Annotated in this window: 15 protein-coding genes; 8 read left to right on the forward strand and 7 right to left on the reverse strand. The window is 55.4% G+C overall.

Annotation, left to right across the window (positions count from 1 at the left end; translation table 11 throughout):
• Positions 1-3: 3 nt before the first annotated feature.
• From RJP21_RS09955 to RJP21_RS09980, 6 genes are all read right to left on the reverse strand, one after another.
• Complete coding sequence (locus tag RJP21_RS09955; RefSeq protein ID WP_160041443.1) at positions 4-681, reverse strand: 2-hydroxy-3-keto-5-methylthiopentenyl-1-phosphate phosphatase; 678 nt, start codon at positions 679-681, stop codon at positions 4-6.
• Positions 678-1901: a 2,3-diketo-5-methylthiopentyl-1-phosphate enolase gene (locus RJP21_RS09960; RefSeq protein WP_310859134.1), complete on the reverse strand. Its 1224-nt coding sequence runs from the start codon at positions 1899-1901 to the stop codon at positions 678-680. Before RJP21_RS09960 ends, RJP21_RS09955 begins: the two co-directional genes overlap by 4 nt.
• Positions 1898-2758, reverse strand: a complete 861-nt coding sequence (gene proC / locus RJP21_RS09965) for a pyrroline-5-carboxylate reductase (protein ID WP_310859135.1) — start codon at positions 2756-2758, stop codon at positions 1898-1900. The genes RJP21_RS09960 and proC overlap by 4 nt, the downstream gene beginning before the upstream one ends.
• Positions 2759-2812: 54 nt before the next feature.
• Positions 2813-4060, reverse strand: coding sequence for a glutamate-5-semialdehyde dehydrogenase (locus tag RJP21_RS09970; protein WP_310859136.1), 1248 nt, complete (start codon positions 4058-4060; stop codon positions 2813-2815).
• An 88-nt stretch (positions 4061-4148) separates the two neighbouring features.
• Positions 4149-5252, reverse strand: a complete 1104-nt coding sequence (gene proB, locus RJP21_RS09975) for a glutamate 5-kinase (RefSeq protein ID WP_310859454.1) — start codon at positions 5250-5252, stop codon at positions 4149-4151.
• Positions 5253-5681: 429 nt separating this feature from the next.
• Positions 5682-6890, reverse strand: coding sequence for a pyridoxal phosphate-dependent aminotransferase (locus RJP21_RS09980; protein WP_310859137.1), 1209 nt, complete (start codon positions 6888-6890; stop codon positions 5682-5684).
• Positions 6891-7075: 185 nt separating this feature from the next.
• Between RJP21_RS09980 and RJP21_RS09985 the strand changes: the two genes are divergently transcribed.
• Complete coding sequence (locus tag RJP21_RS09985) at positions 7076-7891, forward strand: carbon-nitrogen family hydrolase (RefSeq protein ID WP_310859138.1); 816 nt, start codon at positions 7076-7078, stop codon at positions 7889-7891.
• Between the two features lie 61 nt (positions 7892-7952).
• Here the strand turns inward: RJP21_RS09985 and RJP21_RS09990 are convergent, their stop codons facing one another.
• Positions 7953-8867, reverse strand: a complete 915-nt coding sequence (locus RJP21_RS09990; RefSeq protein WP_310859139.1) for a LysR family transcriptional regulator — start codon at positions 8865-8867, stop codon at positions 7953-7955.
• Between the two features lie 195 nt (positions 8868-9062).
• On the opposite strand from RJP21_RS09990, the gene leuC reads away from it, so the two are divergent.
• The 7 genes from leuC (at position 9063) to RJP21_RS10025 (ending at position 19204) form a co-directional block, all read left to right on the forward strand.
• Complete coding sequence (gene leuC / locus RJP21_RS09995) at positions 9063-10484, forward strand: 3-isopropylmalate dehydratase large subunit (protein ID WP_310859140.1); 1422 nt, start codon at positions 9063-9065, stop codon at positions 10482-10484.
• 14 nt (positions 10485-10498) lie between these two features.
• On the forward strand, positions 10499-11101 hold the full coding sequence (gene leuD, locus RJP21_RS10000; protein WP_310859141.1) for a 3-isopropylmalate dehydratase small subunit: 603 nt from the start codon (positions 10499-10501) through the stop codon (positions 11099-11101).
• A gap of 356 nt (positions 11102-11457) precedes the next feature.
• Complete coding sequence (locus RJP21_RS10005) at positions 11458-12984, forward strand: N-acetylmuramoyl-L-alanine amidase family protein (RefSeq protein WP_310859142.1); 1527 nt, start codon at positions 11458-11460, stop codon at positions 12982-12984.
• A gap of 32 nt (positions 12985-13016) precedes the next feature.
• Complete coding sequence (locus RJP21_RS10010) at positions 13017-13694, forward strand: GerMN domain-containing protein (RefSeq protein WP_310859143.1); 678 nt, start codon at positions 13017-13019, stop codon at positions 13692-13694.
• 267 nt (positions 13695-13961) lie between these two features.
• Positions 13962-15392: an N-acetylmuramoyl-L-alanine amidase family protein gene (locus RJP21_RS10015; RefSeq protein ID WP_310859144.1), complete on the forward strand. Its 1431-nt coding sequence runs from the start codon at positions 13962-13964 to the stop codon at positions 15390-15392.
• A 30-nt stretch (positions 15393-15422) separates the two neighbouring features.
• Positions 15423-16106 carry a GerMN domain-containing protein gene (locus RJP21_RS10020; RefSeq protein ID WP_310859145.1) on the forward strand — a complete coding sequence of 228 codons (684 nt, stop codon included), beginning with the start codon at positions 15423-15425 and terminating at the stop codon, positions 16104-16106.
• A gap of 344 nt (positions 16107-16450) precedes the next feature.
• A complete protein-coding gene (locus RJP21_RS10025) occupies positions 16451-19204 on the forward strand; it encodes an S-layer homology domain-containing protein (RefSeq protein ID WP_310859146.1) in 2754 nt (917 codons plus the stop codon).
• Positions 19205-19227 lie beyond the last annotated feature (23 nt).

Here is a 19227-nt window from a genome sequence, read left to right on the forward strand (position 1 = left end):
ATTTTACCGCACCCCTTGTTGTCGTTTCTGTTTCATATCGCTCATAATATCAAAAAAATCGCCGAACGGCACATGCTTGACGCCAAGCTCGGCGCATTTGTCGGTCAGGATGGACCGGGAATAGACAAAATCGGCGATTTTGGCTCCTTCGAAATCCGTCAGACTGTCGCCGATTAGAATCCTTTCGTACCTTTCCTCCGGAAAACGGCGCATGACCGTCGTTTTGCACATCCCGCAGCCGTTATGGCATGGATCCTGGCATGGGTGAGGCCAGAGAATTTCGATGTTGTCCCCGCTAAAATCCGCGCTGTTGCAAAAAATATGGTCGCTTGGAATGTCGAACGGAGCCAGCAGCGGGTCGATGAAAAAATCCATGCCGCCGCTGGTCACGTAAAACTCGATTCCCTCCTGCTTCACGTAATCGAGAAATTCGCGAAAACCTTGGCGGATGCCTGCGCGGCTCACCACGAAGTTGACAATCTCTTCTTTTTTGCTCGCAGGGAGCAGGGCGAACATGGCGCCGACGCCTTCGCGCAGCGAAATCTCCTGATTGACGGTACGCTGCATGATCGGCTCGTAACCTTCGGGCTTGAACTCCTTCATGATCGCGACGATATTGTCCGAAAGGGTGATCGTGCCGTCGAAATCGCAAAAAATGACCGGCTTTTTGCCTGCTGTCATCGTTCTCCCCCCCAAGCCTCAAGGGCGGCTTTCAGCTCGGGATGGCCGTCTTCGGCGTAATCGGCCAGGCGAATGGAACGCTGCGCGGCTTCGATCGCCTGTACGAAAGCGCGTCCGCCGGCTTCCGTTCCCATCGGATGCCCGTGAATGCCCCCGCCTGCATTGACGACGACATCTTGGCCGAAATCTCGCAAAATAAGCGGCACGAGTCCCGGATGGATGCCGGCCGAAGGCACAGGCATGCTCGTTTTGAGCGGCAGGGCTCCCGTAACGAGCTCGTCCCGGATAGCCATGTTTTCTTCGCGCGGCATCGTGACCGATCCGTACGGAGAAGGGAACAGGACCAGATCCGCGCCCGCCAGGCGCATCAGCTGTCCGAGCAGCACCGATGCGGAAATGCCGTAATGCGGAGACGGGTAAAATGCGCCCGCCAAAGCCGGATGCGCGGCGATCGGCACCGTAATCTCCGGATCGGAGCTCAGCTCATGCAGCACGTCGTAGCCGTAGGACAAGACATTGAACAGCAGGGCGTTCGCGCCGGCGTTGATCGCTTTAAGCGCCTGGGCTTTCAGGTTGGACGTATGCCCGGTCAAGTTGGCGGCGTACAGCAGCTTTTTGCCGGTTTCGCGGCCGGCCTCCTCCGCGGCCTTCAGGCAAACCTCCACGCGTTTTTCGATCGGGGTCAGCTCGTTTTCGAACAGGATTTCGTCATCCTTGATCAGGTCGACGCCGCCAAGGGCCTGCTTCACGAATTGCTCCCGCAGCTCGTCCATGTTGAGTCCGATGACCGATTTGAAAATGCTCATGAGCAGCGGCCGGTCATAGACGCCAAGCAGATCGCGGATGCCGGCGACGCCGAATTTCGGACCGGGGAAAGCGGAGAGATATTCGTCCGAAAATCCGAGACGGTTCAGCTTGATCCGCCCATCCATCGAAATTTTGCCGAAAGCGGTGACGAGCAGCGCCGGGATGTCTTTGCTGAAATTGACGTCCGGATAAGCGATCGTCACGTCGGCGTACCGCTCGCCGGGTTTCGCGCCTTCCGGCTCATGCACCTCGACGTTCAGCACCTGGCCGAGATGTTTTTGCATCGATTCGCGTTTGGCTTGCGGCAGCTCGGTCCAGCTGCCGACGGTCATGCCGACCGCGATCGATTCCGCTTTTTTGCGGAAATCGGCTTTATCGTCATATAAACGGTAGGTCGCTGTGCAATAACTCATGAAATTCCCTCCTTCAGTGCTGCTCCCATCTCTTTGGAACGCTCCGCGCAGCGGGCGACCGCCGCGATCACCGTCTCGAAGAAATCCCCCTTGTCCAGGGTTTCCAGCGCGGCCTGCGTCGAGCCGTTCGGCGAGGTGACTTTGGCTCTCAGGGCGGCCGGTTCTTCGCCGGTCAGCTGCACCATGCGTGCGGCGCCGAGCACGGTCTGAACCGTCAGCTCGCGGCATTGCTGCGGCGTGAGCCCCCCGCGGATGCCTGCGGCCATCATCGCTTCCATCATATAGTAGATGTAGGCCGGACCGCTGCCGGAAATGCCCGTAAGAATCTCAAGCTTTTCTTCTTCGACGACCGTGACGGTGCCGACGGCGCCGAACAAAGACGTCACGATCTGCCGCTGCTTGTCGCTGATTTCCTTCGAATAGGAGATGCCCGTCGCGCCAAGGCCGATGGAGCTGGACGTATTCGGCATCGTGCGGGCCACCGGCTGCTTGCGGCCGAGAAGATCCTGCATGGTGCGGATCGTAAGTCCGGCGATGACCGAAACGATCAGCGTATCCTCGGAGAGCAGCGGGCCCAGGTTTTTGAGCGCCTCCGCCGCGTCCTTCGGTTTCATCGCAAGCACGATGATCGGCGAGTTCCGCAAAATGCCGGGGAGCGCCTCGGCATCGTTGCTGACGTTGACGCCGTACTTTTGCCGCAGCTCATCCAGGCGCCGGGCGTTGCTGCGGTTCAGCATCGTAACGTTCGCCGCATGGACGACGGATTTGTGGATCAGCCCCTTGACGATGGCTTCGGCCATCGAGCCGGCGCCGTAAAAGGTAATAGATTCAGCGATCATCGCTTGCTGTTGACTCATGTGATATCATCCTCCCTGCGGTGTATCGATTGGGCATCCGGGTTCATCCGCGGACTATCCGCGGATTTGCCCGCTGCCATGAATGACGTATTTCGTTGAAGTCAGCGCAGGAAGTCCCATCGGGCCGCGTGCATGCAGCTTCTGCGTGCTGATGCCGATTTCCGCGCCGAAGCCGAATTCGAAGCCGTCCGTGAAGCGGGTCGATGCGTTATGGTAAACCGCCGCGGCGTCGACTTCTTGCAAAAACCGTTTGGCGTGGCCGGCGTTTTCCGTCACGATGCATTCGGAATGCTTGGTGCCGTAACGGGAAATGTGATCCAGGGCTTCATCCAGCGTATCGACGATTTTTACGTTCAAAATATAGTCGTTATATTCGGTGGCATAATCTTGCTCCGTGACCGGTACGGCCCAAGAGACGAGCTCCCGCGTCCGCTCGCAGCCGCGGATTTCGACCTTTTCCTGCCGCAGCCGGTCCGCAATGGATCCGAGATGGCCCGCCGCGAAGCGGCTGTTCACGAGCAGCGTCTCCATGGAGTTGCATACGGAAGGACGCTGGACTTTGGCATTGACGGCGATCGCTTCGGCCATGGCGCTGTCCGCCGTTTCGTCGATATACGTATGGCAGATGCCTGCTCCCGTCTCGATGACGGGCACGGTGGCGTTTTCGACGACGTTGCGGATCAATGCCTGGCCGCCGCGCGGAATGATGACGTCAAGCAGCCCGTTCAGCTTGAGCATTTCGTCCACGGAAGAGCGGTCCGCGCTTTCGATCAGCTGGATCGCGTCCGCAGGCAGCGAAGATGCTCCGAGCGCCTCGTGAAGCACCTCCACGATTTTGCGGTTGGACGATAATGCCGACGAGCCCCCGCGCAGGACGACCGTATTGCCCGCCTTCAGGCATAGCCCGGCAGCGTCGACGGTTACGTTCGGGCGGGCTTCGTAAACGATGCCGATCACTCCGAGCGGAACGCGGATTTTGCTGATTTTCAGTCCGTTCGGCCGTTCAAAATCGTCCAACACATCCCCGATCGGATCGGGAAGCGAAATGATTTGCTCCAGCCCTTCGGCAATGGATTCGATCCGCTGCGGATTCAGCGCCAGCCGGTCGAGCAGGGAAGGGGAGATGCCTTGCGCTTTACCGCGCTCCAGATCCTCCTGATTGGCTGCGATCAAGTCCGCCTGATGTTTGCGCAGATGGTCCGCCATCAGCTGCAGCGCCTCGTTTTTTTGCTCCGTGGTCATCCGGTTCAAGGCCGCTGCGGCAGCGCGCGCTTTTTCAGCTTTTGATTTGACTTCGCTCATGATTAGCTTCCTCCTTGTTTACAGGTGATAGTATGTCGTGATTCCTGGATTTCGCAGCAAAACTTTTTGAGGCGCCGAGTCCAGGGCGTTATTTTAACGTTATCCATTCGTCCCTATGGACCACTTCGAGACGATGGACCATATCGAGCGTCTGAATGACTTCGGCGCTGCTCATGCCTTGAATTCTCTGCAGCTGTTCGTCGTCGTAATTGACGATGCCCCGGCCGAGCACGGCACCGTCAAGGCTCAGCACTTCAACGACGTCGCCTGCCTGAAAATGTCCTTCCACGACCTTGACGCCTACCGGCAGAAGGCTGTGCCCGCCGTTTACGAGCGCCTGCTCCGCCCCGGGGTCGACCCGGAGCGTTCCATGCGGCGTGGACATGAAGCCAAGCCATTGCTTTTTCATCGGGAGGGAATGAAGCCGCGTATCGAAATACGTTCCTTTTCCGCTGCCCGCAACCGCCAGACGCAAGTCGCCGCGGGAGTCCACTTTGCCGACGAAGACGGGCACGCCGCCGCGCGTGGCGATTTTGGCCGCGTCCACTTTGGAGCGCATCCCGCCCGTTCCGACGGAAGAGCCGGCTCCTCCGGCGATCGCGTAAATTTCGTCGGTAATTTCCTCGATATGGTCGAACCTTACCGCATTCGGATGTTTGCGCGGATCGCCGGTATATAAGCCGTCCATATCGGTAAGGATCACCAGGTTTTGCGCCTTCACCAGATTGGCGACGAGGGCCGATAACGTGTCGTTATCGCCGAATTTCAGCTCATCCACCGAAACGGTGTCGTTTTCGTTGATAATGGGGATCGAGCCCTGCTTCAGCAGCTCCTCGATCGTCATGCCCGCATTGTTCATCCGTTTCCGGTTGCCGAAGTCGGTGCGGGTCAAAAGAATTTGGGCGGTCGTGATGCCGTGCGCGGCAAAAGCTTCCTGATATGCCTGCATAAGCAGCGCCTGCCCGACGGCGGCCGCGGCTTGTTTTTCGTGCAGTAGCTTGGGGCGGAAGCTGTAGCCGATCGCCCGGAATCCGGCAGCCACCGCTCCGGAGGTAACCAGCAAAACTTCGGCGCCTTCCTTTTTCAGGGCTGCGATTTCGCTTGCGAAAAACGCGACGGCATCCCGGCTGAGCCCCCCTTCGGAGGACGTCAGCGAGCTGCTTCCTATTTTGACGACGACGCGCGTCGACATCATTCATCACTTCCATTTCAATAATTTCGCTTTAACGGTACGCCATACACATGAGAATTTACGTTCCGCGACAGGAGTGGCGTGCACGGAACGATAACGGGAGATGCTCCGGGAATGCAAAAAAGACTTTCATCCTTAATCGTAAAGGACGAAAGTCTGATCTTCCGCGGTACCACCTTTATTGACGAATCGAATCGATCCGTCCGGCTTTAATGCCCTGTAACAGAAGGCACTGTCCCGCAGGTCGTGCGGGCCGTTCAGGGGTAGGTTTCGGAGGGCACCCGGGTAAATTCTTTCAGCCGGCGGAATTTACTCTCTTTTTGCGCGGATGGTTCCTCTTACTGGTCCCGTCGTCACGTTTCATAGGTATTGGAAAACCCGTTATTTCACATAGAATACCACGGAAATGCCGGGTTTGCAAAATAGATTTTAACCGAAAAGGCCCAGCTCGCCGATGCGCCGGGCCGCTTCCCGCAGCCTTTCCTCGGATGTCAGCAGGCCGACGCGCACGTAACCTTCGCCATGGTCGCCGAAGCCGATGCCCGGCGCCACCGCCACCTTGGCTTTTTGCAGCAAAAGATCGGCGAACGAAGCCGACGTGTGCCCTTTGGGCACCGGCAGCCAGCTGAAGAAGGAACCGCCCGGTTTATCGGCTTCCCATCCGATTTCGGCCAACCCGCCGAAGAAGGCGTCCCTGCGGGATTCGTAACGCCCGACGAGCTCGCCGACGCAGGCTTGGGAAGCGGTCAACGCCTCGGCTGCCGCCGCTTGGATGCCCCCGAAGAGGCTGACATAGATATGGTCCTGAAGCAGGTTGATCATCGAGACGACCTCGCGGTTGCCAAGGGCAAAGCCGACGCGCCATCCGGCCATATTGTACGTTTTGGAAAGCGTATAGAACTCCACGCCGACTTCCTTGGCGCCCGGAGCCTGAAGGAAGCTGACCGGCCGCCGGCCGTCGAAGCCGATGGCGCCGTACGCGAAATCGCTGGCGACGACGATGCCGTTTTCCGCGGCGAATTTGACGGTGTCTTCATAAAAAGACAACGGCGCCGTAGCGGACGTCGGATTGTTCGGATAGTTCAGGAACATCAGCTTGGCCCGCTTGCGGACGGATTCGGGGATGCCGGCGTAATCCGGCAGGAAGGCGTTGTCTTTGCGGAGCGGCATAAAGGACATTTCCGCTTTGGCAAGCGCGACGCCGGACCAATAGTCCGGGTAGCCCGGATCGGGAACGAGGCAAAGATCCCCGGGGTTAAGCAAAATTTGCGGGAGCTGCACGAGGCCGGTTTTGCCGCCGAACAAAATGGCGACCTCCGTCTCCGGATCCAAAACGACGCCGTAATCCTCGAAGTAACGTTTCGCGATGGCCTCTTTTAAAAAGCCGTAGCCCGTAAACGGCGAATATTTATGGTAAAGCGGGTTTGCCGCCGCTTCCTGCAATGCCGTGACGATATGGGACGGGGTCGGCGTGTCCGGATTGCCCTGCCCGAGGTTAATGACGTCGTGGCCTGCGGAAATTTCCCGGTTCACTTTTTGCACGAGCGTCGCGAAAAACTGCGTCGGCAGCTGCGTCATCACGTCCGCGGGTTGGATAGGAAATGCCGATGGGTGTTGCGGGTAGTCTGTCGATTTCACGGTTTGATCACTCCGGTTTCCTGGCATCAAATAGAATAGATTTAATCTATCATGATTTATCCGGGCTGTATAGAGGGAATAACCTGCCCTTGATGATTTCTCCCGCTGCATATATGATGGAAGACAACGCGGGCGGGCTCGTTAACCCGCCTATTCGCTCGAAGCAAACGGCAAGGAGGAGAAACATGGGACATACGGACAAAAAGCTGGCTGTCGCGCTGATCCAAGCCGATATCGAAATCGGCAGCCCAAAGGCCAATAAAACCCGTCTCTCGGAAATGATGGAACAGGCGGTTCAGGGGAATCCGAAGCCGGACCTGCTCGTTTTGCCGGAGATGTGGAATACCGGATACGCGCTGGAGCAAATCCATGAGATTGCCGACCCGGAAGGGGAGGATACCCGGAGCTTCCTGTCGTCTTTTGCGCGGATGCACGACGTCATGATCGTGGGCGGCTCGGCAGCCGTAAAGAAAGAAGGGCGCATTTTCAACACGATGTACGCGTTTGAACGGTCCGGCCGGCAGATCGGAGAATATTCGAAGCTGCACCTGTTCCGCCTGATGGATGAGGAGAAGCATCTGACCGCAGGCGACGAGCCGGTGAAGCTGGACCTTGAAGGCTTTGCCGCAGGCGCCTCGATCTGTTACGACATCCGCTTCCCGGAGCTGGCCCGCAGCCTGGCGCTCGGCGGCGCCAAAATGCTGATCGTGCCGGCGGAATGGCCGCATCCGCGCCTCCAACATTGGCGGACGCTTTTGACGGCAAGGGCGATCGAAAACCAAATGTACGTCATTGCCTGCAACCGGGTCGGCAGCAGCCGGGGCACCGACTTTTTCGGCCACTCTCTAATTATAGATCCGTGGGGCGAAATCGTCGCGGAAGGCGGCGAAACGGAAGAGATTGTAACGGGCGTAATATCGCCGGAGCTGGTGGATGAAGTCAGGGGACGGATTCCGGTATTCGCGGATCGGCGGCCGGAGGTATATTCGGACAAAAAATAAAGGCCTGCCGGCCCCCAAAGCAAAACGAGCCGATGAATCGATTCATCGGCTCGTTTTTTGTTTATTTCACCAGTTCCCGCATCGTTTCCTTGAAAGTTTCGATAAATGCTTCCGCAGCCTTCGAAAGATAACGCCCGCGCCGGTAGGCAATCACGAGCGTACGGCTGGGGACGGGCTCCGCCAGCGGCAGGTAAACGGGGACGAATTCGCTTCTGGACGAGCGCGAAATGAACCTCGGCACCAGCGTAATCCCCATGCCGGTCGCGACCAGCGACTGGATCGTTTCCATGTTGCTGCTTTCGAAAACCACTTTTGGCTCGAATCCAGCCTCCTGGCACAGGTCCAAGGTGATTTTCCGGAAGCCCTGGCCTTTTTTCAACACGATAAACGATTCCTCGCTCAGTTCCTCGATCCGGACGGGAACCGGCTTGCCGTTTTTTGCCCGTTCCGCGAGCGGATGGCCCTCTGGCACCGCAAGGTCGATGAGTTCCTCGCCGATCACCTCATACGCAAGCGAAGGCTCCTGCAAGGGCAGCGCAAGCAGGCTCAAATCCGTTTTGCCGCCGGCCGTCAGCTTTTCGAGATTCATGGACGAATCTTCAAGCAGCGTAATTTCGATCTCAGGGTATTTTCGCTTAAAGGAAGGGAGGACATGAGGGAGCAAATGGGCCCCCGTAATCGGCATGCTTCCCGCCACGACCTTGCCGCCGCGCAGCTGCGAAATGTCCGACATTTCCTGGCGCAGCAGCTCCACCGCGTCCATGATCTTTTGGGCTTGCTCCATAAATAACGAACCCGCATGCGTCAGCTCGACGGTGCTCGTATTCCGCTGAAAAAGGAGCACGCCGAGCTCTTTCTCCAGCTTGGAAAGCTGCTGGCTGAGGGAAGGCTGGGCGATGTGCAGCTTTTCCGCCGCCCGCGAGAAGTTCCGTTCCGCCGCGATTTTCAGCGCATATTGAAGTTGTCTCAGTTCCATGTTCACCGGTCCAATCGTCGTGAAAGTGATAAGGATGTCCCTAACGTCAGCTGATAGTTAATTCCTATTACGTTTATAGATATTATATCTTGGAACTATGAAGAAACCAATGCTATATTTATGTCATTCAAGACGCGCAGCTTTAGAGCGGCGGCGTTTAACCAAGGACGTAATAACCATGATGAGGTGAAAAAGATGAGCAAAAGAACAATGTTTGAAAAAATCTGGGATAACCACGTGATTCATCAGGAAGAAGGCAAGCCAAGCATCCTCTACATCGATTTGCATCTCGTCCATGAAGTGACTTCCCCGCAGGCGTTCGAAGGACTTCGCCTCAGCGGCCGCAAGGTCCGCCGTCCGGAGCTGACCTTCGCCACCATGGACCACAACGTGCCGACGAAAGACCGTTTCAACATTAAAGACCCGATCTCCAAACAGCAAATCGATACGCTGACCCAAAACTGCCGCGATTTCGGCGTGACGCTGTTCGACCTGGACACGATCGACCAAGGTGTCGTGCACGTCATGGGGCCTGAACTCGGCCTGACGCATCCGGGCAAAACGATCGTTTGCGGCGACAGCCATACTTCTACGCATGGCGCATTCGGCGCATTGGCCTTCGGCATCGGCACCAGCGAAGTCGAGCACGTGCTCGCAACGCAATGTCTGCAGCAGGCTAAAGCGAAAACGATGGAAGTCCGCTTCGTCGGCAAACGCAAGCCGGGCATTACGGCGAAAGACATGATCCTTGGCGTGATCGCCAAATACGGCACCGACTTTGCGACGGGTTACGTCATTGAATATACAGGCGAAGCCATTCGCGACCTGACGATGGAAGAGCGCATGACGGTGTGCAACATGTCCATCGAGGGCGGTGCGCGCGCAGGCCTCATCGCGCCGGACGAAACGACGTTCGAATACCTTCGCGGACGCCAGTATGTGCCTGAAGGCGAAGAATTCGAAAAACGCGTGGAAGAATGGAAGCAGCTCGTAACCGACGAAGGAGCGACATACGACACGGTTGTAGAGTTCGACATGGACTCCCTGATTCCGCAGGTGACTTGGGGCACCAGCCCGGGCATGGGTACCGATATCACGGCGAAAGTGCCTGTACCTGCCGAGCTGCCGACCGAAAACGAACGGAAAGCCGCCGAAAAGGCGATCGAGTATATGGGCCTCGTGCCGGGCACGCCAATGACCGATATCGAAATCGACTATGTTTTCATCGGGTCCTGCACGAACGGGCGGATCGAAGACCTTCGCGCCGCGGCGCAGGTAGCCAAAGGCTACAAAGTTTCGGACCGGGTGACGGCGATCGTCGTGCCGGGATCGGGACGCGTGAAGCTGCAGGCGGAGAAGGAAGGGCTCGACAAAATTTTCGTGGAAGCCGGCTTCGAATGGCGCGATGCGGGATGCAGCATGTGCCTTGCGATGAACCCGGACGTTCTGCAGCCGGGACAACGCTGCGCTTCGACCTCCAACCGCAACTTTGAAGGACGTCAAGGGCGCGGCGGACGGACGCATCTCGTATCCCCTGCCATGGCTGCCGCCGCGGCGATCAAAGGGCGGTTCACGGACGTTCGCGACTGGAAATTCAAAACCGAAGTGGTTAGCTAAGGAGGAGAACCAACATGGAAGCATTTACTAAATTGACCGGACTTGTTGCGCCGGTAGACCGGGTCAACGTGGATACGGACGCGATCATTCCCAAACAATTTTTGAAACGGATCGAACGGACCGGCTTCGGGCAGTTTCTGTTCTACGAATGGAGATTCGACGAGCAAGGGAACGACATTCCAAGCTTTTCGCTGAACCAGCCGCGCTATAAAGGCGCTTCGGTTCTGATTTCCAGAGCCAACTTCGGCTGCGGATCTTCCCGCGAACATGCGCCTTGGGCGATCATGGACTACGGCTTCAAATGCATCATCGCGCCGTCCTTTGCGGACATTTTCTACAACAACTGCTTTAAAAACGGGATTCTGCCGATCAAACTTTCCGAAGAGCAGGTGGAGGAGCTTTTCCAGCGCACCGCGGCCAATGACGGATATGAGCTGAACGTGGACCTGGAGAACAAAACGATTACCGACAGCCAAGGACTGCGCATCGATTTCGATCTGGACGAACACCGCCGCCAGTTCCTGCTTCAAGGGCTCGACGACATCGGCTTGACGCTGCAGCACGAAAACGAAATCTCGGCATATGAGCAGAAGCATGCATCGCGTCTGTTTGCCTAAGGTTTACCGGACGGACTCGGCATAACGCACCGGCGAAATGCCGCCCGCAAAGACTCTCCTTTCCCTCGGGAAATCGGAGAGTCTTTTTTTGCCTTAATGAAAATTTTGTCGCAAAAAAGCGCCGCAAAAAGCGCGCGAAATCAACATCATTTGCCGCTGACTTTCTTTTGCGCGGCGATTGGCGGAACGTGGGAGACAGAAAATAGAAAGGCGAAAAAAAAAGAATAGAGAAAGAAGGAAAATGCGCGATGGATGGCGAATATTTCCTTTATTCCGGCGATTATGAAAAATTTTAAATAGATTTGTAGTTTCATGCCCGATCAACGGCAAAAAAATCAGTTTGGCAGAGGTGGACAATGAAGAAAATCGGATTTTTACTGTTTTTGTTGGCGTTTATCATCGTCATGGCGCCCCTTCAGGACAGGGCGGCGGCCAGCGAAGCGCGTGTCCAGATCTTTTTGGACGGCAGCGCGCTGAAGGTATCCAAGGATGCCAAAGTAACGAACGTGAACGGAAGCATCATGGTTCCTTTTCGCGTTATCGGGGAAAATCTCGGTTTTGACGTGAAATGGGAGCAGAAGGCGCAAAAGGTGCTGATCAGCAAGGACGATACGTCGATGGAGCTCGTCGTGAACCAGAAAAACGCCACGGTAAACGGGAAAAAGGTCAAGCTGGACACGCCTCCGCTTCTGGAAAAAAATATCGTGAGCGTTCCCGTCCGATTCGTCAGCGAACAGATGGGGCTCCACGTGAGCTGGGACAACGCCGACAAGGCGGTCTACCTTACGACGGCCGAAACGCCGCCCGCGAAAGATAACGGGGTCGGGGCCGGCGGCGGGGACGTGCCCGTGCCTCCGCCGGTAACCGGAACGGATGCCAAACCGGGAGCGTCTTCGGGCGAATCATCCGAGGTAATGGATCCGGCAACGACGCCGAATGTCGGCGATTCCGTGGTCAACGGAATCAGCTTCAGCGAAAATCGGCTGATGGTCGCTTTTCAGGGCGGAACGGTCAAGCCGAAGGTATTCAAAATGTCAGGCCCTGAACGCATCGTCGTCGACCTGCCCAATACCTCCTTTTCACCGGATTTTCTGGGGGGAACGGCTGCAGGCGTCGGCAATCAAGGCAAGCTGGACGTGAGCGGTTACCCGGACGTGGCCGCCGTCCGTTACTCCTTGTTCAGCAGCAGCCCTTCGACGGTAAGGATTGTCATCGATATGAACAATTCGAAGGATTATTCGGTTTACAATGAAAATGAAGGTTCGGTTTCGGGCTTGCTGATCGTGGACTTGAACAAGGCGGGCAGCACGGAAACACCGGTAACGCCTCCGGTCGGCGGAAGCGGCAAAAAGGTCGTCGTCATCGACGCGGGTCACGGAGATCAGGATCCGGGCACGACGGGATACTCGAAGACCAAGGAAAAGGATTTCAACCTTGCCGTCGCTTTGAAAGTCGGGCAGCTGCTCGCCAACGAACCCGACATCGATTTTGTGCTGACCCGTAGTGACGATACCTACCTGAAACTTGCGGAAAGGGCGAAAATAGCCAATGACCTGAATGCGGACGTTTTCGTTTCGATCCATGCCAATTATGCGGACTCGCGCGCGGCAAGCGGAAGTGAAACGTACTATCAGCGGGATGCCAGCAAATCGCTTGCCAATGTGATGCATAAATATCTTGTCCAGGCAACCGGCCTTCCCGACCGCGGAGTGCGGTACGGAAATTTCCACGTCATTCGGGAAACGAAAATGCCGGCGGTGCTTCTTGAAGCAGGATATCTGAGCAATCCGAAGGACGAAGCGGCCCTGTTCACCGAAAGCGTGCAAAATGCCATCGCCCAGGCGATTGTGAACGGAATTAAGGAGTACCTCGGAATCCAGTAAAAGTGATTTCGCAAGGAAGAGGAGGCGGTTAAGTGAACAAAAAGATATTAAGCGCGGCGCTTCTGGCCCTTGTCATGGTCGCCGGAGCGGGCTGCGGGCAGAAACCGGCGGGAGCGCCTGCGCAGCAAGAGGCGGCCCGGCAGCCTGACGATACGTCCGTCAATGCGGCCCAGCCCGATCAGACGGATGCCGACGAACATGGCGGCGTACAGGAAACACAGGAAGGGAAAGAAGCGGAGCCGAACCAGGAAGGCAAGGCGGACGAGCCCGGCAAGCCGAATAAACCTGGACAGAACGCGGAGCATGCCTCCGAGCAGAAACAAACCATCGAGGTTTATTATACGGATCCGGAAGAGCTGGAACTGAAAAAAAGCGAGAAGGAAATCAAGTTCGCCAAGGAAAGCGATAAATATGCAGCCGCCTTCAAGGCGCTTCAGGAAAGCGGCGACGCCAACCTGATCCCGCTATGGGGCAAGATGGAGCTGAAATCGCTGGAATTCAAAAACGGAATGGTGACGCTGGATATCCACATGCCTAACGAAGCGCGCCTTGGGGCCGGAGGAGAACAGTTTGCCCTGGATGCACTGACAAAAACGCTGTTTCAATTCAAGGAAGTGGAATCGATCGAACTTTTGGTCGACGGCCAAAAGCTTGAAAGCTTGATGGGCCACATGGATCTCGATCATCCGATCAAAAGAAACGGAAATTAAGCGTCCAACGCTCATATGAACAAAGACCGCTCAGGTAGGGAAAGCCCCGACCGGCGGTCTTTTTTCGCTTCAATGATTCGCGCAAAAAACGCACAAAAATATCATTTTGTCTATCAAAAGCCATAGATAAAGTTTTGCATAAAGAGGAATATATTCGCAACTTTTCGTAGCCTCCCACGTCTAACTTATGTCTGGTGATGTCGAAGGAAAGCCAAAGCCGAAACGTCAGAGCTAACGACAAAAAATTAAGAATGGGAAGGGTGAAGGATGAAAAAATTTGGTTTTATGGCAGTGCTTCTCTTTGTCTTCATTTTGGCGTTTCCTCACAATGGACAGGCTGCGGCGGGAAGTGCCAAAATTGTTCTGGACGACAAAGAAATAAGTCTGTCAGGGAATGCAAAAGTGGAAAATGTAAACGGCAATATTATGATTCCATTTCGTGCAGTCGGAGAGAATCTGGGGTTTGACGTCGCATGGGAACAAAAGACGCGCACGGTAACCATACAAAAAGATTCTACAACTATCAAGCTGGTCGTAGGCCAAAAAACAGCCGACGTAAACGGCAAAAAAGTCTCCATGAATGTCGCGCCCATTTTGCGCACGGATACGGTGATCGTGCCGATCCGTTTCGTCAGCGAGCAAATGGGACTGACGGTCAATTGGGACAACCAAAAGAAGATCGTATACTTGTATACCCAGAATAACGGGAACGGAAACGTCGACGCGGGAACCGGCGCAGGAAACGGAACGAACCCCGGTGCCGGAGACAACGGGAGCAGCAGCGGTTCAGTGGCGAAAGTCGACGGGATCAGCTTCAGCGATAACCGCCTGATGGTGGCCGTGACCGGTAAACCGAAGGTCAATGATTTCAAAATGAGCGGACCGGACCGCATCGTCATCGATCTCGAAAATGCGGATTTTTCGGATACGTTCAGCGGCTCGTCCTTGGATCAACATAAGACAGGCTCCTTGGATGTCAGCGGTTATCCCGACGTTTCGAAAGTCAGATACTCGTTGTTCAACGATAATCCTTCAACCGTTCGCATCGTCATCGATTTGAATAATGCCAAAAGCTATAAGCTGACCAACGACAACGGCTTGTACATCGTCGACTTGAATACATCAGACAGCGGCACGCCGTCGAAACCGGGCGCAAGCGGCAAAAAAGTCGTCGTCATCGACGCCGGCCATGGCGCGCATGACCCCGGAACGACGGGCGTAACGGGCAAAAAGGAGAAGGACTTTAACCTGGCGATGGCGCTGAAGGTCGGAAAAGTTTTGCAGCAGGATCCTAACATCGATGTCGTCTTGACCCGCAGCGACGATACGTTCCTTGAACTGAAGGATCGCGTCAAGATCGCCAATGACCTGAAAGCGGACGTGTTCGTATCGATTCACGGGAACAGCGCCGGCTCCTCGGCGGCAAGCGGCAGCGAGACTTACTACCAGCGCGACGCCAGCAAATCGCTTGCCAACGTTTTGAACAAATACCTGGCGAAAACGACCGGCCTGCCGGACCGCGGCGTTCGCTACGGCAACTTCCACGTCATCCGCGAAACGAAAATGCCTGCGGTGCTGCTTGAAGTCGGATATTTGAGCAACAAAAACGACGAGGCGGCCCTCTTTTCGGAGAGCTTCCAGCAGCGCGTGGCCCAAGGCATTGCCGACGGAATCAAAGAATATTTGGGCGTTAATTAACGAAAGTCCCCTTAAAGGAGGCGGTACAAAATGAGCAAAAAAATTTGGTGTGCAGGCATTTTGGCTTTGGCGATGATCGCCGCGGCCGGCTGCGGCCAAAAGCCGACATCCGCGCCGGAAAGCGGACAACAGCAGGAGACCGTACCGGGTGACCAAGGGCAGCAAACGACGGGCAGCGGCGGCGAAGCCGCAAAAGACCCGAATGCGGACGGCAATGCAAACGGAAACGGCGCAGAAGGCGCAGGACAAGGAACCGGAACTTCCCAAGGGAATAACTCCTCCGTAGGCCAGTCTGAGCAGAAACCGCCTGAAACGTCCAATGCCAAAAAGGAAACGATCGACGTTTATTACACGGATCCGCAGGAGCTGGATCTGAAAAAATCCAAAAAGGAAATCAGCTACAAGGACGATGCCGACAAATACGAGGAGGCGTACAAAGCCCTGCAATCCAGCGGCGATGCCGATCTGATTCCGCTTTGGGGAAAAATCGAGCTCAAAAAGCTCGAATTTAAAAACGGCCAGATCACCATGGACGTTCATATGCCGGACGAAGCGAGACTCGGCGCCGGCGGCGAGCAATACGCCCTGGATGCGCTCACCAAAACGATGTTCCAGTTTGACGAAGTGAAATCGGTGGAACTTCTGGTGGACGGAGCCAAGGTGGAAAGCTTGATGGGCCATGTCGATTTGGAGCATCCGATGACAAGACATTGAAAATATTAGGATAAAAGCAGGAGCTTGCGTCCTTCTTGTCGAATAGCATAGAGTCGTGATTTTTTTGTGACGATTATCGAATCCGACCCGGTCTCAACCGAACGAAGCGATTCCATGATCTCAAGAAAAACATCCGCTCAATGCGGCCGTCTTCCGTGACAACGCGATAACAGCCGCAGTTCTCTTATACGAAATGAACTAAAGTTTGCGTTCCCTGCATGTGCGGGTTTCCCGATGCGGCAGCCCGGGCGGGGAGCGTAATCTCTTTAGTTCTTTCTGTTTATTTTCGGGATTACGCCTACGGCGGTGCTAATCCGCATTCAAGAAAGGGGAAAAAGAATATCATGGCTACACGGCGCATCAATTCATCATCTCATTCCAAAAAAGTGGTTTCGGCCGTCATCGCGGGCATGATGGTCATGGGCTCCGGAACGGCGGCTTTCGCCGATAACGCGGCCGGCAATACGACCAACAATACCAGCAGCGCAACCAACCAAGCGGTTGCGGCGAACGGGCTGTTTAAAGACGTTAAAAGCGGATACTGGGCCGAAAAACATATTTACAAGCTGGCTTCCCAAGGCATCCTCTTGGGCAACAACGGGCTTTTCCGTCCGAACGACAACGTGACCCAGCAGGAAGCCGTAACGATGGCGATCCGCTTTGCGGGGCTTGAGGGCAAGGTCGATCCAAACGCTTCGGTCGTGCTGCCTTCGAACATGCAGGTCAACAATTATTTCAAACCATACGTTGCGCTTGCGATTCAGCAAAATTTGCTGGATAAAACCTCCGAAAACGCGGCATCCGATTCCAAACAGACTTGGGGCGAACGCAAGGCGAGCCGCGAATGGATCACCGAGATTTTGATCCGTGCGCTCGGCAAGGAAAGCGACGCGTCGGCGCTGGCGAGTAAAGCGACGTCCTTTGCGGACAACGGCAAAATTTCCGCAGGCAAACGCGGTTTCGTCAATGCGGCTTTGGAGCTGGGCTTAACGAACGGGATAGAAGGCAACCGATTTGATCCACAGGGCTCCGTCACCCGTGCGCAGCTCGCAACGTTTTTCAGCCGTGCTGAGGCTTACAGCAGCGTGCGTTACGCAAATTCGGCCGAAGGCGTCGTCACCGGGCTCAGCAGCAACAAGCTGGACCTGTACGTGGACGGAAGCATTCGTACATACGTATTGGACAACGCGACCATGTACTTCACCAAAGACTCCGAAAGCAAAATCAGCTTCGCGGATTTGAAACCATACACGAAAGTGATGGTCATCGGCAGCGGATCGAATGCCGCTTATGTGGAAGTGACCGATGCCAAAGAGCAGCTGGAAAGCGTGGAGGGCACGTTCCAGAAGCTATCCCCGGGCAATATTTTGTGGGTTGAAACGAACAACACCTTCAAACAATTCACGTATGATGCGGGAACGGCGTTCCTGGATCAAAACGGGGCGAAAATTGAACCTTCGACGCTGGCCGTCGGAAGCAAAATCGTCGTTCATCAAGAGACGTTCACATCCGAGAAGAAACCCGTCATCGTGCAGGTGAAATCCGGCGTCGTCAACAAAAACGGAACCGGTACGCTGCAAAGCGTGGATACGGCGACCAAATCTTTGGTCGTTAAAAATTCGTCCGGCGACCTCGAAAGCTACACGTGGGACGACAGCCTGGTCGTAAAATACCAAAATCAGCTGCTGTCGCCTTCCGAACTGAAAAACGGCGCGGTGATCAAATACACCGTCAAAAATAACCTGCTCGAAACGGTCGAGGTGACGCAGGGCGTGGAAAGAACGATCCGCGGCTCTCTGTATGAAGTCGGGACGAACAATGCCACGATTACGTACAAACGCGAAAGCGGACAGCTTGAAGTGAAGCTGCTTGCCGAAAAACCGGAAATCGTAATCAGCGGGATCGCTGCCCCGACGCTCAGTGATTTGAACGCGGACCAAACCAACGGCGACCAGGTGGAGATTACGCTGGATCCGCAGGACCAGGTGACGAAAATCCAGGTGCTCAACCGTCAAATGGAACAGAAAAAAGGCGCGACGATCGTTCAATACGAACCGAAGTCGCGAGTGCTGACGCTGCTTGACGCGAACAAAAAACCGTATGTCGTTACCCTGGACGAAAAAACCAAGTTGTTGTACAATGCTGCAAGCCCGACGCTGGAAGGCATCGCGCCTTACCTGACCAACGGCCGCAAAGTGAATATTACGTATTTGACCAACCGCGCGCTTTCGATCGAGGTCATTCTCCAATATGAAGGCAAAGTAACTTCCTTGGACCTGACGAACAAGAAGCTGACGCTGGTCGGCGCGGACGGACAAAACATGACGCTGCCGTTTAACAACCCGACCGTGTCGGTTTACGGGAAAAGCAACGGTTCGCTCTCCGACGTGAAGGTCGGCACGGCCATCGCGGCCGTGTTGAATGCTACCCAGGATGCGATCCAGTCTATTCAGGTGAAATCCAACGTGCAGTTTGAGCTTCTGAGCGTGGACTATTCCAACTCCCGCTTGACGGTGAAAAAGGACGGCGTAACCAGCCAATTCTACGTCGACAAATCAGTGCTGACGGACGAAAACGGACAGGCGATCACGGTGCAGGATCTGCGGGCAGGTCAACTGCTGAACGTGACGTTTAACGGCATCGACCCGGCATCCGCGCAGCTCGTGAAGCTGACGAACGGCGAGGTGACGGCGGTCAATTCCTCCGCGTCTCCAAGCATTACCGTTAAAACGTACGGCGGCTCAACGGAAACGTTCAAGCTGGACAGTTCCTCCAAAATCGTTAACGACGCCGGCAGCGCGCTCAGCATCACCAACGTTGCAGCAGGCAACCGCGTCGAAGTGCGCAAGGACGCGGACGGAAATTCGGTCGTAAAAGTGCTGTCCGTCTCCAATCAAATCTTCTGGAAATATGACAGTTATGCGAAGGAAATATATGTGAAACGCCAAAATGTCAATGATACCAACCATTTCGCGCTTTCTCCGGCCGCATACATTCATCAGGGGGATACGACTTTAACCGTGCAATCCCTGAAAGAAAATGATAATATTGTTTTGTATTTAAGCAATGGAACGATTGTAGAAATACAGAAACAATAGTATGCTTTGGGAATGGTCATGAG

It is taken from the genome of Paenibacillus sp. VCA1, from assembly GCF_031583795.1.
Classification (GTDB): Bacteria; Bacillota; Bacilli; order Paenibacillales; family Paenibacillaceae; genus Paenibacillus_AQ; species Paenibacillus_AQ albilobatus.

Excerpts from the sequence above, each read along its gene's own strand:
- RJP21_RS09970 (WP_310859136.1), bottom strand. The coding sequence starts at position 4,060 with ATGAGCGAAGTCAAATCAAAAGCTGAAAAAGCGCGCGCTGCCGCAGCG.
- RJP21_RS09955 (WP_160041443.1), bottom strand. The coding sequence starts at position 681 with ATGACAGCAGGCAAAAAGCCGGTCATTTTTTGCGATTTCGACGGCACG.
- RJP21_RS10015 (WP_310859144.1), top strand. The coding sequence starts at position 13,962 with ATGAAAAAATTTGGTTTTATGGCAGTGCTTCTCTTTGTCTTCATTTTG.
- RJP21_RS09990 (WP_310859139.1), bottom strand. The coding sequence starts at position 8,867 with ATGGAACTGAGACAACTTCAATATGCGCTGAAAATCGCGGCGGAACGG.
- leuD (WP_310859141.1), top strand. The coding sequence starts at position 10,499 with ATGGAAGCATTTACTAAATTGACCGGACTTGTTGCGCCGGTAGACCGG.
- RJP21_RS09985 (WP_310859138.1), top strand. The coding sequence starts at position 7,076 with ATGGGACATACGGACAAAAAGCTGGCTGTCGCGCTGATCCAAGCCGAT.
- RJP21_RS10020 (WP_310859145.1), top strand. The coding sequence starts at position 15,423 with ATGAGCAAAAAAATTTGGTGTGCAGGCATTTTGGCTTTGGCGATGATC.
- proB (WP_310859454.1), bottom strand. The coding sequence starts at position 5,252 with ATGTCGACGCGCGTCGTCGTCAAAATAGGAAGCAGCTCGCTGACGTCC.
- leuC (WP_310859140.1), top strand. The coding sequence starts at position 9,063 with ATGAGCAAAAGAACAATGTTTGAAAAAATCTGGGATAACCACGTGATT.
- RJP21_RS10005 (WP_310859142.1), top strand. The coding sequence starts at position 11,458 with ATGAAGAAAATCGGATTTTTACTGTTTTTGTTGGCGTTTATCATCGTC.
- RJP21_RS10025 (WP_310859146.1), top strand. The coding sequence starts at position 16,451 with ATGGCTACACGGCGCATCAATTCATCATCTCATTCCAAAAAAGTGGTT.
- RJP21_RS09960 (WP_310859134.1), bottom strand. The coding sequence starts at position 1,901 with ATGAGTTATTGCACAGCGACCTACCGTTTATATGACGATAAAGCCGAT.
- proC (WP_310859135.1), bottom strand. The coding sequence starts at position 2,758 with ATGAGTCAACAGCAAGCGATGATCGCTGAATCTATTACCTTTTACGGC.